The organism is Komagataeibacter oboediens, assembly GCF_003207815.1.
Taxonomy (GTDB): domain Bacteria; phylum Pseudomonadota; class Alphaproteobacteria; order Acetobacterales; family Acetobacteraceae; genus Komagataeibacter; species Komagataeibacter oboediens.
In genome coordinates, this window is record NZ_NKTX01000005.1 from 139,469 (window position 1) to 153,317 (window position 13,849).

The following is a 13,849-nucleotide window of genomic DNA, read 5'->3' on the forward strand; positions in this document are numbered from 1 at the left end:
CCCTCCCCTTGCATATATTTCCTACATTCCGCTTGTCTGCACGGCAGCGGTTACGGCCCTTGGCCACATGACATGGGCGGTTCCCATATCCGCATCATGCCAGCGCATGGTGGCAAGGCTGCCCGCCCCCACGGGTTGCGGCACGCCGGGAACGGCGGTGGCGGAGGACGCGCCGTTCCATTCGGTTTCGGCCTGCGATGTCCAGCGCAGGCGCTGCGCCTGCGGACTGCCACCCCCGCTGCCCCGGCGTGGCAGCCAGTAGCCGGCGCCCGCCATGCATGCGCCAAGCTGCGTGATGGCGGCGGCAAACGGGGACAGCACATGATGGTGCGCGAAAACGGGGCGTAGCGTACGGCGTACCTCCGCCTCGCGCCCTTCCTGCGCTGCGGCGGCGGCAAGAAGAAAGCGGCCTTCCGTGCCCGTCAGATGCGTGGCGCTGCAGATCGCCACATCCACCGGGGCAAGCTGGTAGGTGCGCAGCCGTCCCAGCGCCATGCGGAAGGCATCGGCCACGGCGGCAAAATCGGCCCGGAAGCACGGCAGCGCAAGGCCGGGCATGGAGCCTGCGCCCTCGCCGCCACCACTGAGGCGGCGCACGCACCAGACCAGCAGGCGTTCGCTGCACGAAAGATCATTCATGAAAACTGTCGTGTCGGTCATCATCCGCTCGGGCCTTGGCAAAGCCCGCTCCCTAATGTGTCGGTGAGAGTCTGATAATGAGAAAGATTATCATTTGCAATTAAAATCGACGTGCGTGCCGCCTTATCCCTACTGGACCGCAGCGGTCTGTCTGGATTACGTTACATAACGATGAAAGAGCCGAATTCCCCCGATTCTCCTCTGGCGGATCTATGTCGTCAGCGCGGCCTGAAACTGACAGGCCAACGTCGGACGATTGCCTTCGTCCTGTCTGACAGTGATGACCATCCGGATGTGGAGGAACTGTACCGCCGCGCGGTAGAAGTCGATCCGCGCATTTCAATTGCGACGGTGTACCGCACCGTGCGTCTGTTTGAAGAAAACGGCATCCTGCAGCGCCGTGACTTTGGCGGAGGCCGCGCGCGGTACGAGGTGGCGGATGGCGACCATGGCGACCATTATCACCTGATCGATGCCGATACCGGCAAGGTCATCGAATTCGAAAACGCCGAGCTCGATGCCCTGCTCGATGGAATCGTGCGGCAGATGGGGTATGACCTGGTGACGACCCGCCTGTCGGTTGTCGGGCGCAGGAAGGCGAAGCCGCGCTCACGCGGGTAATTTTTCCACGCCCTGACATGTTGTGGTCAGGGCGTGGATTTCGGGGCCATCCATTGTGGATGGCGGCGTTCGATCCATTCCAGCATGCGCGCGGTCAGCCTGCGCAGGGCGGGCACGTCTTCCGCCAGCAGGATCAGGCCCAGCGGCAGCATCCACAACCCCAGAACCGGTAGGAAGCTCAGCACTCCGCCCGCGATCAGCAGGCATCCCAGAATGGCCCGCAGCCATGTCCGGCCCGGTTGCAGCAGCCAGCGCATGGCCTGTTCCCCCCGCGTGGGCAGGCGGCGCAGCAGCCGTTCCAGCCGTTGCCGGCGCAGCTGTTCAGGGTCCATTTCTGGCGGCGCGGGGCTGCCGGGCGGGCTGGTCGTATTCATGACAATATGATGGCGTGGCGGCCCCTGTCCCGCAACCCGTGCGCGGGAACGTGATGGCGGGTAAGGAAACGGAAAAGGTCCGGATTTTGATATAGTTCAATGCCACCAGAACAATCCGCGCGCCAGTGTTCGGCATGATGCAGTCCCTTTCCCATCCCGTGTGCCGTCCCCCGGCCGCCCGACGCCCCCGCCCCGTGGGGTGGAGCGGCGGTTTGCGGCTGGACGATGCCCGTACCGGCCTGTAAGGGAATTTGTAGAATATGCGCTTTTTCATATCGTATTTCGGGAGCAGTCAATGCCCAGCATAAGCCCATTTGCCGGCAAGCCGGTCGATCCGGACCGTCTTGTCAATATCGATGCCCTGCTTGACGCCTATTATACCCGCAAGCCCGACCCCGCCATTGCGACACAGCGCGTGGCATTTGGTACGTCGGGGCATCGCGGGTCGTCGCTGACCACCAGTTTCAATGAAAACCATATCCTGTCGATCAGTCAGGCGATTGCCGATTACCGCAAGGGCGCGGGCATTACCGGGCCGCTGTTCATTGGCATTGACACCCATGCGCTGTCCCGCCCGGCGTTGAAATCCGCGCTGGAAGTGTTTGCCGCAAACGGCGTGGAGGTCCGTATCGACGTCCATGACGGCTATACCCCCACGCCGGTCATCTCGCACGCGATCCTGACCTATAACCGTGACCGCAGCAGCGGCCTTGCCGATGGCGTGGTGATTACGCCGTCGCACAACCCGCCGGAAGATGGCGGCTATAAGTACAACCCCACCCATGGCGGCCCGGCGGATACCGATATCACCAAGGTGGTGGAAAGTGCGGCCAACGACTACATGGCCAAGAACATGGAAGGCGTGAAGCGCGTTGCGTTCGAGGACGCGCTGAAGGCCCCCACCACAAAGCGCCATGATTACATCACGCCGTATGTGAATGACCTGGCGGCCGTGGTGGACATGGACATCATCCGTGAATCCGGCGTGTCCATCGGCATTGACCCGCTGGGTGGGGCGGCGGTGGATTACTGGCAGCCGATCATTGACAAATACGGCATCAACGCCACGATCGTCAGCAAGGAAGTTGACCCGACCTTCCGCTTCATGACCGCTGACTGGGATGGACAGATCCGCATGGACTGTTCCTCCCCCTACGCCATGGCACGTCTGGTGGGCATGAAGGACAAATTCGACATCGCCTTCGCCAATGATACCGATGCCGACCGCCACGGGATCGTGTCGGGTAAGTACGGGCTCATGAACCCCAATCACTATCTTGCCGTCGCGATTGAATACCTGTTCAACAACCGCGAAAACTGGAATGCCAGCGCGGGCGTGGGCAAGACGGTGGTCAGCAGCAGCATGATCGACCGCGTGGCAAAGGAAATCGGCCGCAAGCTGGTGGAAGTGCCGGTCGGGTTCAAATGGTTTGTTGATGGCCTCTACCACGGCACGCTGGGCTTTGGCGGGGAAGAAAGTGCTGGTGCGTCCTTCCTGCGCCGTGCAGGCACGGTGTGGAGCACGGACAAGGACGGTATCATTCTTGGCCTGCTGGCCGCCGAGATCACGGCCCGTACCAAGCGCACACCCGGTGCTGCGTATGAGGACATGACCAAGCGCCTTGGCACGCCGTACTATGCGCGTATCGACGCCCCGGCCGATCCGGAACAAAAGGCCATCCTGAAAACCCTTTCCCCCGAGCAGATCGGCATGACCGAACTGGCGGGTGAGCCGATCGTCAGCACCCTGACCAATGCACCGGGCAACGGGGCGGCCATTGGCGGGCTGAAGGTTTCGGCAGAAAATGGCTGGTTTGCCGCCCGCCCCTCGGGCACGGAAAACGTCTATAAGATCTACGCTGAAAGCTTCAAGAGCGAGGCGCACCTCAAGGCCATCCAGACCGAGGCACAGGACGCGATTTCCGCGCTGTTCGCCAAGGCAGCCCAGAAAAAGGCTGGCTGATTTTATGATACGCAGCCCATGCGCCGCGATCGGTGCATGAGCTGGTGCCGCCGCCCATTACGGGCAGGCGGCATTTTTTTTAACCTCGCCGCAAAAGTCTGGGTGCAGGCTATCCCGCACGCCATGGAAAAGTTTTGGGTGCCGCCATTTCTGGAAATGGGATACCCAAAACTTTTATTTTTTATCAGATGGTTGATCTGGAACATTCCCTGATGCCGAAGGGGGAATGACCGGCGGCCTGCGGTTGTGCCCAGCCGCCTGCCTGCGTGCCCTGACCACAGCCGTGTCCAACGCGGACAGGAAGGTGGAGCGGTCGGCGCGGGTAAAGCCACGGCTGCCCTGCATGATCGCGCCGGTATCACGCAGGTCCGTCATCAGGTTGCGCATGGCCAGCGCCATGCCAATCGCATCCTGATCCAGTATCCGCCCACGTGGTTCCAGCACGCAGGCCCCGTTTGCCACGCAGCGCGCGGCCAGCGGAATATCGGCGGAAATGACAATGTCATGGGTGGTGGCATGTTCGGCGATCCAGTCATCCGCCACATCCATGCCCTGTGTCACCACCACCCGTTCAATCAGTGGCGTGTCGGGTACCGCAATCATGCGGTTTGACACGACATAGGTATGCAGCCCGTAGCGCAGCGCCACGCGATAGGTCTCGTCCCGCACGGGACAGGCATCGGCATCAATGAAAATCCGGGTCAATGGATTGCTCCGTCGTGCCGGGCTGTGCGGGACATGGGCCAGTACGTGGCGTTGTGGCCGGGATGGGGATACGCTGACATGCCTCTTTCCTATGCCCCGGACGACCGTGATGGCAAGTTCGCGGCAGACGGTCTATGTTCCTTTTCCATAACGAAACCGATCCGGTTGTGCCGGAGGAAGGAGTGTCCGATGTCGCCATGCCGTAGGCTGCTGTCCTGTCTGATGCTTGTGGCGGGTCTTGTATCCGGGGCCAGTTCACGACAGGCGCTGGCGGCGGGTTTTGATATTACGGTGCTTGGCGCGCGTGGCGGTCTGGAGGATGGCAATCTGAGCGCCTACATGATTCATCCCATAGGCGACCCGCGGGCGATCCTGTGTGATGCGGGCACCGTGCTGCACGGATTGCAGGTGGCCGATCAGCGTGGGGCGCTGGATGATACCCGCCTGCCTGCGGATGCGACGGAAACCCGGCCGGGGTTCGTGCTGCACCATGGCATTGCGGCCTACCTGATCAGCCACGCGCATCTGGACCATGTGGCCGGGCTGGTGCTGGTCTCGCCAGATGACAGCGCCAAGTCCATCTATGCCCTGCCCTCCGTCACCACGGTCCTTTCGCGCGACCTGTTCAACGGCGCGGTATGGCCCAATAACGGGGATATCGGGCCCCCTCCTCGGCTGGGACTTTACCATTATCAGGATCTTGCGGCGGGCCAGCCGGTTACGCTGGCCCATACGGGATTGCGGGTGACGGCCTTCCCGCTCAGTCACGGCAGTGTGGAATCAACAGCCTTCCTGCTTCAGTCCGGCACCGATGCCATGCTTTATTTCGGGGATACGGGGGCGGACGCGGTTGAACATGGCACGCGACTGCAGGCCATATGGCAGGCAGTGGCCCCGCTGGTCCGCGCGCACCGGTTGCGGGGTATCGTGATTGAATGTTCATATGATGATACCCGTCCCGACAGCCAGCTATGGGGGCATCTGTCCCCGCGGTGGCTTTTGCGGGAACTGACGGCGTTGCAGGATACCGCACATACGCCGCTGCGCGGGATGCCGGTGCTGGTGGCACATATCAAGCCGTCCCTGCGCAGGGACGCGGATCCGCTTTCGGTCATCCCTGCTGAACTGCGGGAGGGGAACAGGGATCTCGGTGTGAATTTCATCGTGCCGGAACAGGGCATGCGCCTTCAGTGGCGCTGACGGGGGTATTCCATTCATGTCGGCCAGAGGGGATGAACGATAGGATTGTGAAGGGAAAATAATGCGTTTTTACTTCCGGCAGGCAAGGAAATGCGTCACTATTCTCCTTATACGCCAGAGGAGGAGGTCGTCATGCGTTACCTCATGGACCATGCCCGCGAAGGATTTGGTGTCGCGTTGTTGCTGTGCATGCTGGCAGTTGAGCGTTTTTTCCGAAAACAGGCGGTTCGTTAAGGGCTGCCCAGACATTACGGGATGCAGCGGATGGAATATCCTTCCTTCCAGTACCGCTACCGTTGCTGCGTGCGTATGCATGACATGACGTGTGTTGCTCTGCTCGTCAGGCGCTGTCCTGTTTTCACACGCAACCGTGGGGCGGTCCGGCGGTTATCCCCGCTTGAAGGTCAGAATGGCTGGAGGGGAGAAAACCAATGCGAAACCTTGCGCGGATGATGATGATGGTGGCCGTCCTCGGCTGTCTTGCCGGGTGTGACAAGCCGAAGCCCGCCGGTGGCGGGTCGGATGGCGGGGGTGGTCCCGGTGTCAGTACGCACGGCGGCACCGCGCCGCAGCAGTAAACCCGCATGTCAGGCAATGTGGATGTATCTGTCCCCGCATGGCCTGCCTGTGGGCGTTGAACAGGCAGCCCACTGATGAAATTACCGGATCCGCGGGTGTCACCTTTTTGGAAAGACGCTGCCAGAACCATTCGTAAGTGCTTGATTATGGCCGATCGGGCGCGAAAGCGTGCTGTCGCATGATCCATGTCTTTGCTCCGGGGGGATCCGTGCTGTATCAGCACGGTCCCGGAAAGTGAGGACAATAATGGAAGCTGACATGACATGCCCCCAGTGCGGGTGCGAACACGTCTATCCCGACGGAAGCCTGTGGAACTGTCCCGAATGTGGATATGAATGGAACCCCGAGGATGCCGGGATGTCCACGGATGGTAAGGCTGAAGTGCGTGACGCCAACGGCAATGTGCTGGCCGATGGCGACAGTGTTACCGTGATCAAGGACCTGAAGATCAAGGGGGCGTCCTCGGTCATCAAGGGCGGGACGAAAGTGCGCGGCATTCGTCTGGTCGATGCAACGGATGGGCACAACATTGCCTGCAAGATCAGCGGTGTGGGGGCGATCAACCTGAAATCGGAATTCGTGAAGAAGGCCTGAACGGCCTTCCCTGCGGTATGGGCAGGGTCCGGCTGTGGCCTGTCCCCTGCCCTGTCCGGTCAGCCTGCGGCCAGCCCTTCCAGCAGGCGGGCCACGGCCTCGGCGCCCGGATCGGGCACGTCGCGTACCTGTGCGCTGGGCACATAGGCGGCACGTCCGGCGCGGGCGCTGGCCATGGTGGTGGTGGAGTTTGCGCCTTCGCGCGCGGCCTGTGCCACGTCGGGCAGGCCGCCGCCGGTGGCAAGGACTTCCAGCGCGGGATACAGCGCGTCGATCATGGTGCGGTCGCCCGGTTTTGCGCCGCCGCATGCCATCATATGTTCCAGTCCGTCGCGCAATGCCTGCCGCCATGGTTCCGGGCTGCGCCCGGCGGCGGAAAACATGATGGCGAACAGCACGCCACTTGATCCACCCGCATGCTGGGTCAGGATATTGCCGATGGTGGTCATGAGGTGATGCGGGTCGGCCAGCGGCAGGCGGTCGAGTGCCGCCGTAATCTCCCGCGCCGCACCGGCGAAGGTGGAGCCTGCATCCCCATCCCCGATCCGGCCATCCAGTTCGTTCAGCGCCTTTTCATTGGCGACCAGCACCTGCGCCCCGCGTTCCAGAACACCACGCAGCGCGGGATTGGGCGTGGCGGGATACGGGAAGGCATCGGGCATGGGCGGCATGGGCGCTATCGCGGGGCTGCCCAGCGGGGCGATGCCCGGCCATGCGCGCGGCTGTGCCGCGGCCTGCAGCGCCGTGGTGATGGCTTCGTCCAGTTCGATCAGCGTGATTGAAAAGCCGTTCATGTCCAGCGCGGTCATAAGCGGTGCCGGGCCAATGACGTGGGAAACCCGGCGTGCCAGTGGCGTGTGGCTGAAGGCTTCCAGCAGCAGCGCCATCTCCACTTCCGGAACCGCGCCCAGATTGTTCAGCACCAGTGCGAAGCGGGTGTTGCGCACGGTCGTGGGCAGGCTGGCCTCCAGTGTGTCGGCGGCCGTGCGCATCAGGTCATCCGCGCGGGCCAGGGTAATGCGCTGGGCACCGGGTTCGCCATGAATGCCAAGCCCCAGTTCGGCCTGATCGGCGGACAGGCGGCTGGCGCGATCGGGTTCGTAGGGATTGCAGTCCTCCAGCGCCAGGCCGATTGTGCGCATCCGCCTGGCGCCGTCGCGTACGAATTCCGCAACCCGGGTCAGCGGCCAGCCCTGCATCGCGCCATATCCCGCCAGCTTGTGCGCCAGCACCGTGCCCGCGACCCCGCGCGGTGTGGCAGAGTCCGGCAGGGCGATGTCGTCACCCACAATCACCATTTCCACCTGTTTGCCCAGCGCACGCGCACGTTCTGCGGCCAGGCCGAAATTCAGTCGGTCTCCCGTATAGTTCTTGACCACCAGCAGGCAGCCTGCATCCCCCGTTGTGGCAAGGATGGCTGCCACGATTGCGTCAACACATGGCGAGGCAAACAGCGCGCCGCAGACCGCAGCCGTCAGCATGCCACGGCCAACAAACCCGGCATGGGCGGGTTCATGCCCGGACCCACCGCCCGAAATGACCGCAACCTGGGTGCGGTCGGGTTCGCGCTGCATGACGACGCAGGTATCGGGATAGCCATCCAGCCGGCACAGGTGGCTACCCGCGGCCGAGCGCAGGAACCCGTCCAGGGCTTCGGTGACAATGGTTTCGCGCGTGTTGAAAAACCGCTTCATCAGTTTGCTTTCTCCCTCGGCGGGCCATGCCGGGCATGGCGGCAGGCGACTATGGCCGTTAATGCCACCCAAGCAAAACAACGGAATATGTCATTCGTGGGTTGCGCCAGATGCGGGCCACCCGTCAGGCCGGGCCTGCGCCGGGGGGAATGTGGTCGGGATCATCGGGGTGATTGAGCTTGCGGTGCGGATCATCCAGCCCTGGCACGCGGCCATGATGGCCGAAATTGACCAGTCGTGCCTCCAGCAGGTGCAGCTTGCCCAGAAGATTCATGCGAATGGCCATGACCGCAAGCGATGCCCCCGCGAAGGGGCCAACCACATAGATCCACAGCCCCGTCCACTGCCCCGCGAACAGAGCGGGCGCCAATGTGCGCGCGAAATTGACGCTGTTGCCCGACAGCCATGCGGTAATCGGGTTCATGATCAGGAAAAACAGGCCGCCCGACCATGGTGTGATGAACTTCCATTTCGGGTGGGCCGCCAGCCAGTACAGCATGGCGATCAGGGCCGCGGTCACGAACATTTCCGACCACATCGCCCACCAGATCGAAATGTGACCATATGGCACGGTCGCCCCGTAACGTACAGCCACGGCCATATGACCCCACCATGTGATCATCCGGCCTGCCTCATATACTGCAGCCGTGCCAAGGAAGGCGCCAATGACCTGCGCGATCATGTAGTTTAGCGCATCGACCCCCCCGATCCGTCTGGCTAGCGAAAATGCCAGCGTGACGGACGGGTTGATATGCGCCCCGCTGACCTTGCCAAATGGTGTCATGGCCGCCGCTGTGCCCGACAGGCCGAAGCACAGTCCGCATAGTGCGGTCTGTATGTAGGGGTGATGCATGAGCGGCCATGAAAACGGGCTGCCGGGTGCGGTCAGCAGGATGACGGCGCTCAGGCCGAGCATCATGAGGATGGCGGTGGCGATCGCCTCGCAGAAATACAGTTTCCAGTGAAACGGGTTATGCGGGTGCGGGTCGCCTGCCAGCGGTCGGTCATGCACATGAATATGCAGATAAGGCAGATGCAGGTGCGGCAGGCGCATGGCCGGTGTCCTTGTTTATGCAACATGGGGCCGGCGTAAATGGGCATGGGGGAAGGGTCAGCTTCCGGTGCGCGCCGGTGATGGGGGCGACCATAGCAGCCCCCGCACCTGACGGGTCCGGTTTTGGCACAATCCAGTCATGCCATCACGAATTCGAAATCGGGCTACACCTGTTCCTGTGGGATCGAAGCATCAAGGGCGGCCTGTAATATGTAGGCCGCCGCCATCTGGTCCACCACTTCGCCCCGGCGCTGCCGGGTCATGTCGGCTTCCGAAATCAGGAACCGGTTCACGGCAGATGACGACAGCCGTTCATCCCACATCGCGGCCGGCAGTCCCGTCATGTCCGACAGGTTCAGCGTCCAGTCCCGCGCCGCCTGTGCCGCCGGGCCAAAGCTGCCATCCAGCGACAGCGGCAGCCCGACCACCAGTCCCCCCACGTCCTGCGCACGCGCGATCCGGCTGATTTCGGCCGCCACGACCGACAGTTTTCCGCGTTTCAGCCCCATATGGGGGGATGCCAGCATCAGCCCCACATCCGACAGGGCGATGCCGATCGTCTTCTTTCCGGGGTCAAGGCCAAGCAGGCGCTGATGGGGGCGCAGGGCCGCGCGCAGATCGCATATGTTGAACAGGGGCATGGTCGGGGGTATGTTCCTTCTCGGTCCTGCGCCGCAGGATATTCTTCCCCTGTTACGATGGAAAGTTATTGCTTCATGTCGCTTGATCCCGCGACCGTCCGCCGCATTGCCAGACTGGCACGGATTGGTATTGACGAGTCTGATCTTCCTGCCCTGCAAGGGGAGCTTAACGGGATCCTCGGCTGGGTCGAGCAGCTGAACGAGGTCGATGTCGAAGGGGTCACCCCCATGGTCGGCACGGGGCACGCGGCCCTGCGCACGCGGCCTGACGTGGTGACCGACGGCAACTGCCGCGATGCCGTGCTGTCCAATGCGCCCGATGCCGTTGGCCCCTTCTATACCGTGCCCAAGGTTGTTGAATAAGATGAGCCTGACCGAACTGACAATTGCCGATGCGGCAGCAGGACTGCGCGCGCGCAAATTCAGCGCCGTGGAACTGGTGCGCGCGCATACGGACGCCATTACGGCGCTGAACCCGCGGCTGAACGCCTACATCACCCCCACGGCCGATGCGGCGCTGCAGGCCGCATCCCATGCGGATGAGGCGCTGGCGAAAAATGAGGCCAGGCCCCTGACCGGGATCCCGCTGGGGATCAAGGACCTGTTCTGCACCCATGGCGTGCGGACCACGGCGGCCAGCAATATCCTGAAGAACTTCGTGCCCCCCTATGAAAGCACGGTGACGGCCAACCTGCTGCGTGATGGCGCGGTGTTTGTCGGCAAGACCAATCTGGACGAATTCGCGATGGGGTCGGCCAACATCACCTCCGCTTTCGGCCCGGTGGAAAATCCGTGGAAGCGCAATGGTGACGCCGAAACCAAACTGGTACCCGGCGGGTCGTCGGGTGGTTCGGCTGCCGCGGTGGCTGCGGGCCTTGCCATGGGTGCGACCGGCACCGATACCGGCGGGTCAATCCGGCAGCCTGCCGCCTATTGCGGCATTGTCGGACTGAAGCCGACCTATGGTCGGTGCAGCCGGTTTGGCACCATTGCCTATGCCTCGTCACTGGATCAGGCAGGTCCCATGGCGCGCAGCGTGCGCGACTGCGCGATCATGCTGCAGTCCATGGCGGGGTTCGACCCTCGTGACAGCACCAGCGTGAACTGCGACGTGCCGGATTATTCTGCAGCTGTTGGCCGCAGCCTGAAGGGGCTGAAGGTCGGTATCCCCGCTGAATACCGTGCCGAGGGCCTGTCCGCCGAGATCGAGGCGGCATGGCAGCAGGGTATCGAATGGCTGAAGGCCGCAGGGTGCGAGATTGTCGATGTCTCCCTGCCCCACACAAAATACGGCCTGGCCACCTATTATATTGTCGCCCCTGCCGAATGTTCGTCCAACCTGGCCCGTTATGATGGCCTGCGCTTTGGCGAACGCGTACCTGGCGATACGCTGGATGCCATGTATGAAGCCACTCGTCGCGCGGGCTTTGGCCCCGAGGTGCGCCGCCGTATCATGATGGGAACATATGTGCTTTCAGCAGGTTACTACGATGCCTACTACCTGAAGGCGCAGAAGGTCCGTAGCCTGATCCGTCGCGACTTTACCGAAAGTTTCCAGAAGGTTGACGTATTGCTGACCCCCACGGCGCCGACGCCCGCGTTCGCGCAGGGGGAAAAGACGGATGATCCGGTCCAGATGTACCTGAACGATATTTTCACCGTGCCGGCATCCATGGCTGGCATGCCCGCCATGTCCGTGCCCGTTGGGCTTGGTGCTACCGGTCTGCCGCTCGGCCTGCAGCTGATCGGTCGTCCGTTTGATGAGGAAACCCTGCTTGCCGCAGGCAGCGCGCTGGAAAATGCGGCGGGCTTCACCCACCGGCCTGCCATCCGTGCGGAGGGCGCGAAATGAGCTACACACTCGAAGGCCGGACCGGCACGTGGGAAATCGTGGTGGGCCTTGAAGTCCACGCGCAGGTCATCAGCCACTCCAAGCTGTTTTCTGGTGCCTCCGCTTCCTATGGCGGGGAACCCAATACCCATGTCAGCCTTGTTGATGCAGGTTTTCCCGGCATGCTGCCGGTCCTGAACCATGAATGCGTGGCGCAGGCCATCCGCACTGGCCTTGGGCTGCGCGCGCGCATCAATCTGGAAAGCCGGTTTGATCGCAAGAACTATTTTTATGCCGATCTGCCGACCGGTTACCAGATCAGCCAGTTCACCCATCCCATCGTGGGCGAAGGCACGGTCGAGATCGAGCTGAGCGACGGGACGGTGCGCCATATCGGCATCACGCGCCTGCATATGGAACAGGATGCAGGCAAGTCCATGCATGATCAGGACCCGACGCGGTCCTTCATTGACCTGAACCGTGCTGGCGTTGCCCTGATGGAAATCGTCAGCGAACCCGATATCCGCAGTCCGGAGGAAGCTGGCGCCTACCTGCGCAAGCTGCGCCAGATCCTGCGTTATCTTGGCACGTGCGATGGGAATATGGAGGAAGGGTCCATGCGTGCTGACGTGAACGTGTCGGTGCGCAAGGCGGGCGAGCCGTTCCGTACGCGCTGCGAGATCAAGAACGTCAACTCCATTCGCTATGTCATGCATGCGATCGAGGTCGAGGCCACGCGCCAGATCGAGGTGTGGGAAGATGGTGGCGAGGTCGATCAGGAAACCCGCCTCTTTGATCCGTCACGCAACGAAACCCGTTCGCTGCGCAGCAAGGAAGACGCGCACGACTACCGCTACTTCCCCGACCCCGACCTGCTGCCGCTGGTGGTGGAGCAGGCATGGGTGGATGAACTCGAGCGTGAGCTGCCCGAACTGCCCGACGACAAGCGTGACCGTTTTATCAGGCAGTATGGCATTCCCCGTTACGACGCCAGCGTGCTGGTGGCCGAGCAGGCTATTGCCGACTACTACGAGGAAGTGGCGAAGGGCCGCGATGCCCGCCTTGCCGCCAACTGGGTCACGGGTGACCTGTTTGGTGCGCTGAACCGCACGGGCCGCAGCATTCAGGACACCCCGATTTCGGCGCAGGCGCTGGGGGGGATGCTGGATCTCATGGCTGACGGGACAATCAATGGCAAGATTGCCAAGGAAGTCTTTGAGGACATGCTGGAAACCGGCGACAGTGCAGCCGATATCGTGGAGCGCAAGGGCCTGAAACAGGTCACCGACACCGGTGCGATTGACGCGGCCGTGGCCGACGTTCTGGCGCGCAATGCGGACAAGGTGGAAGAATACCGTGGCGGCAAGGATCGGCTGTTCGGATTTTTCGTGGGCCAGGTGATGAAAGCCATGGCTGGCAAGGCCAATCCGGCCATTGTGAATGAGGCCCTGAAAAAAGTTCTGTAAAAACGGGCTTTAGCGCATTTTGGGGCTTTGCAGGGTTGCAGCAACACGCTAAAAGCAGCCCTGCAAACGCCGTGTTACTTATAATGCGCGCTCTTCGGCGGAGGGGTGGCCGAGTGGCTGAAGGCGGCGGTTTGCTAAACCGTTATACGATGTCAAGTCGTATCGAGGGTTCGAATCCCTTCCCCTCCGCCAATTCCCCTTTTTATTCAATGTCATAGCCTGCCAAAAATGGCGGAATTCTGCGGAATTCACGCCATTTCGTGTTGCATGCTGATGCATGGAATTGCATCCTATCCCACATCTCGCGTGGTAAGAAGTGTGGGATAAAAATGGGACGTCTTTCCGCAACAACCGTGAAGGCCATCAGGGAGCCGGGTCGCTATGGCGACGGCGACGGGCTCTATCTCGTCATCAGCCCACGGGGTGGCAAATCCTGGGTCTGCCGGGTCCAGAAAAACGGCAAGCGGCGTGACATCGGCCTCGGCAGC

The 13,849-nt window shown here is 62.1% G+C and carries 15 protein-coding genes and 1 tRNA gene; 10 read left to right on the forward strand and 6 right to left on the reverse strand.

The features are described from left to right. Positions 1-21 precede the first annotated feature (21 nt). The gene (locus CFR80_RS05180; RefSeq protein WP_258367731.1) at positions 22-639 is read right to left on the reverse strand and encodes a hypothetical protein; all 618 of its coding nucleotides are present in this window, start codon (positions 637-639) and stop codon (positions 22-24) included. 171 nt (positions 640-810) lie between these two features. On the opposite strand from CFR80_RS05180, the gene CFR80_RS05185 reads away from it, so the two are divergent. Continuing rightward, the gene (locus CFR80_RS05185) at positions 811-1,260 is read left to right on the forward strand and encodes a Fur family transcriptional regulator (protein ID WP_010513409.1); all 450 of its coding nucleotides are present in this window, start codon (positions 811-813) and stop codon (positions 1,258-1,260) included. Positions 1,261-1,286: 26 nt separating this feature from the next. Here CFR80_RS05185 and CFR80_RS05190 read toward each other — a convergent pair whose 3' ends face one another. Further along, positions 1,287-1,634, reverse strand: coding sequence for a hypothetical protein (locus CFR80_RS05190; RefSeq protein WP_010513408.1), 348 nt, complete (start codon positions 1,632-1,634; stop codon positions 1,287-1,289). Positions 1,635-1,929: 295 nt separating this feature from the next. Here CFR80_RS05190 and pgm point away from each other — a divergent pair, with 295 nt between their 5' ends. Next, a complete protein-coding gene (pgm, locus tag CFR80_RS05195) occupies positions 1,930-3,597 on the forward strand; it encodes a phosphoglucomutase (alpha-D-glucose-1,6-bisphosphate-dependent) (RefSeq protein WP_010513407.1) in 1,668 nt (555 codons plus the stop codon). Between the two features lie 174 nt (positions 3,598-3,771). Here pgm and CFR80_RS05200 read toward each other — a convergent pair whose 3' ends face one another. After that, complete coding sequence (locus tag CFR80_RS05200; protein ID WP_010513406.1) at positions 3,772-4,302, reverse strand: YaiI/YqxD family protein; 531 nt, start codon at positions 4,300-4,302, stop codon at positions 3,772-3,774. 189 nt (positions 4,303-4,491) lie between these two features. Between CFR80_RS05200 and CFR80_RS05205 the strand changes: the two genes are divergently transcribed. From CFR80_RS05205 to CFR80_RS05210, 3 genes are all read left to right on the forward strand, one after another. Beyond that, positions 4,492-5,502 carry an MBL fold metallo-hydrolase gene (locus CFR80_RS05205; RefSeq protein WP_110507134.1) on the forward strand — a complete coding sequence of 337 codons (1,011 nt, stop codon included), beginning with the start codon at positions 4,492-4,494 and terminating at the stop codon, positions 5,500-5,502. A gap of 431 nt (positions 5,503-5,933) precedes the next feature. After that, on the forward strand, positions 5,934-6,080 hold the full coding sequence (locus CFR80_RS19210) for a hypothetical protein (RefSeq protein WP_010513402.1): 147 nt from the start codon (positions 5,934-5,936) through the stop codon (positions 6,078-6,080). Positions 6,081-6,327: 247 nt separating this feature from the next. Then, a complete protein-coding gene (locus CFR80_RS05210) occupies positions 6,328-6,675 on the forward strand; it encodes a zinc ribbon domain-containing protein YjdM (protein ID WP_010513401.1) in 348 nt (115 codons plus the stop codon). Between the two features lie 59 nt (positions 6,676-6,734). Here the strand turns inward: CFR80_RS05210 and CFR80_RS05215 are convergent, their stop codons facing one another. The 3 genes from CFR80_RS05215 to ruvX form a co-directional block, all read right to left on the reverse strand. Beyond that, complete coding sequence (locus CFR80_RS05215) at positions 6,735-8,369, reverse strand: dihydroxyacetone kinase subunit DhaK (protein ID WP_010513400.1); 1,635 nt, start codon at positions 8,367-8,369, stop codon at positions 6,735-6,737. A gap of 124 nt (positions 8,370-8,493) precedes the next feature. Further along, entirely contained in the window at positions 8,494-9,423 is a 930-nt protein-coding gene (locus CFR80_RS05220) for an MIP/aquaporin family protein (protein WP_010513399.1), read from the reverse strand. Positions 9,424-9,587: 164 nt separating this feature from the next. Beyond that, positions 9,588-10,064: a Holliday junction resolvase RuvX gene (gene ruvX / locus CFR80_RS05225; RefSeq protein WP_048856396.1), complete on the reverse strand. Its 477-nt coding sequence runs from the start codon at positions 10,062-10,064 to the stop codon at positions 9,588-9,590. A gap of 75 nt (positions 10,065-10,139) precedes the next feature. On the opposite strand from ruvX, the gene gatC reads away from it, so the two are divergent. From gatC to CFR80_RS20135, 5 genes are all read left to right on the forward strand, one after another. Beyond that, entirely contained in the window at positions 10,140-10,427 is a 288-nt protein-coding gene (gene gatC / locus CFR80_RS05230; RefSeq protein WP_010513396.1) for an Asp-tRNA(Asn)/Glu-tRNA(Gln) amidotransferase subunit GatC, read from the forward strand. Between the two features lies 1 nt (position 10,428). Next, the gene (gatA, locus tag CFR80_RS05235) at positions 10,429-11,916 is read left to right on the forward strand and encodes an Asp-tRNA(Asn)/Glu-tRNA(Gln) amidotransferase subunit GatA (RefSeq protein ID WP_010513395.1); all 1,488 of its coding nucleotides are present in this window, start codon (positions 10,429-10,431) and stop codon (positions 11,914-11,916) included. Further along, complete coding sequence (gene gatB, locus CFR80_RS05240; RefSeq protein WP_010513393.1) at positions 11,913-13,361, forward strand: Asp-tRNA(Asn)/Glu-tRNA(Gln) amidotransferase subunit GatB; 1,449 nt, start codon at positions 11,913-11,915, stop codon at positions 13,359-13,361. The genes gatA and gatB overlap by 4 nt, the downstream gene beginning before the upstream one ends. Positions 13,362-13,460: 99 nt before the next feature. Then, positions 13,461-13,553 (forward strand) — tRNA-Ser (locus tag CFR80_RS05245). Positions 13,554-13,690: 137 nt separating this feature from the next. Beyond that, positions 13,691-13,849 (forward strand): Arm DNA-binding domain-containing protein (locus CFR80_RS20135; protein ID WP_146221611.1); only part of this gene is annotated, 159 nt, incomplete at its 3' end.

What these genes read in the sequence shown, in the direction of transcription:
- CFR80_RS05180 (WP_258367731.1), bottom strand. Translation starts at nt 639, where the DNA reads ATGAATGATCTTTCGTGCAGCGAACGCCTGCTGGTCTGGTGCGTGCGC.
- pgm (WP_010513407.1), top strand. Translation starts at nt 1,930, where the DNA reads ATGCCCAGCATAAGCCCATTTGCCGGCAAGCCGGTCGATCCGGACCGT.
- gatA (WP_010513395.1), top strand. Translation starts at nt 10,429, where the DNA reads ATGAGCCTGACCGAACTGACAATTGCCGATGCGGCAGCAGGACTGCGC.
- ruvX (WP_048856396.1), bottom strand. Translation starts at nt 10,064, where the DNA reads ATGCCCCTGTTCAACATATGCGATCTGCGCGCGGCCCTGCGCCCCCAT.
- CFR80_RS05215 (WP_010513400.1), bottom strand. Translation starts at nt 8,369, where the DNA reads ATGAAGCGGTTTTTCAACACGCGCGAAACCATTGTCACCGAAGCCCTG.
- CFR80_RS05220 (WP_010513399.1), bottom strand. Translation starts at nt 9,423, where the DNA reads ATGCGCCTGCCGCACCTGCATCTGCCTTATCTGCATATTCATGTGCAT.
- CFR80_RS19210 (WP_010513402.1), top strand. Translation starts at nt 5,934, where the DNA reads ATGCGAAACCTTGCGCGGATGATGATGATGGTGGCCGTCCTCGGCTGT.
- CFR80_RS05190 (WP_010513408.1), bottom strand. Translation starts at nt 1,634, where the DNA reads ATGAATACGACCAGCCCGCCCGGCAGCCCCGCGCCGCCAGAAATGGAC.
- CFR80_RS05210 (WP_010513401.1), top strand. Translation starts at nt 6,328, where the DNA reads ATGGAAGCTGACATGACATGCCCCCAGTGCGGGTGCGAACACGTCTAT.
- gatB (WP_010513393.1), top strand. Translation starts at nt 11,913, where the DNA reads ATGAGCTACACACTCGAAGGCCGGACCGGCACGTGGGAAATCGTGGTG.
- CFR80_RS05185 (WP_010513409.1), top strand. Translation starts at nt 811, where the DNA reads ATGAAAGAGCCGAATTCCCCCGATTCTCCTCTGGCGGATCTATGTCGT.
- gatC (WP_010513396.1), top strand. Translation starts at nt 10,140, where the DNA reads ATGTCGCTTGATCCCGCGACCGTCCGCCGCATTGCCAGACTGGCACGG.
- CFR80_RS05205 (WP_110507134.1), top strand. Translation starts at nt 4,492, where the DNA reads ATGTCGCCATGCCGTAGGCTGCTGTCCTGTCTGATGCTTGTGGCGGGT.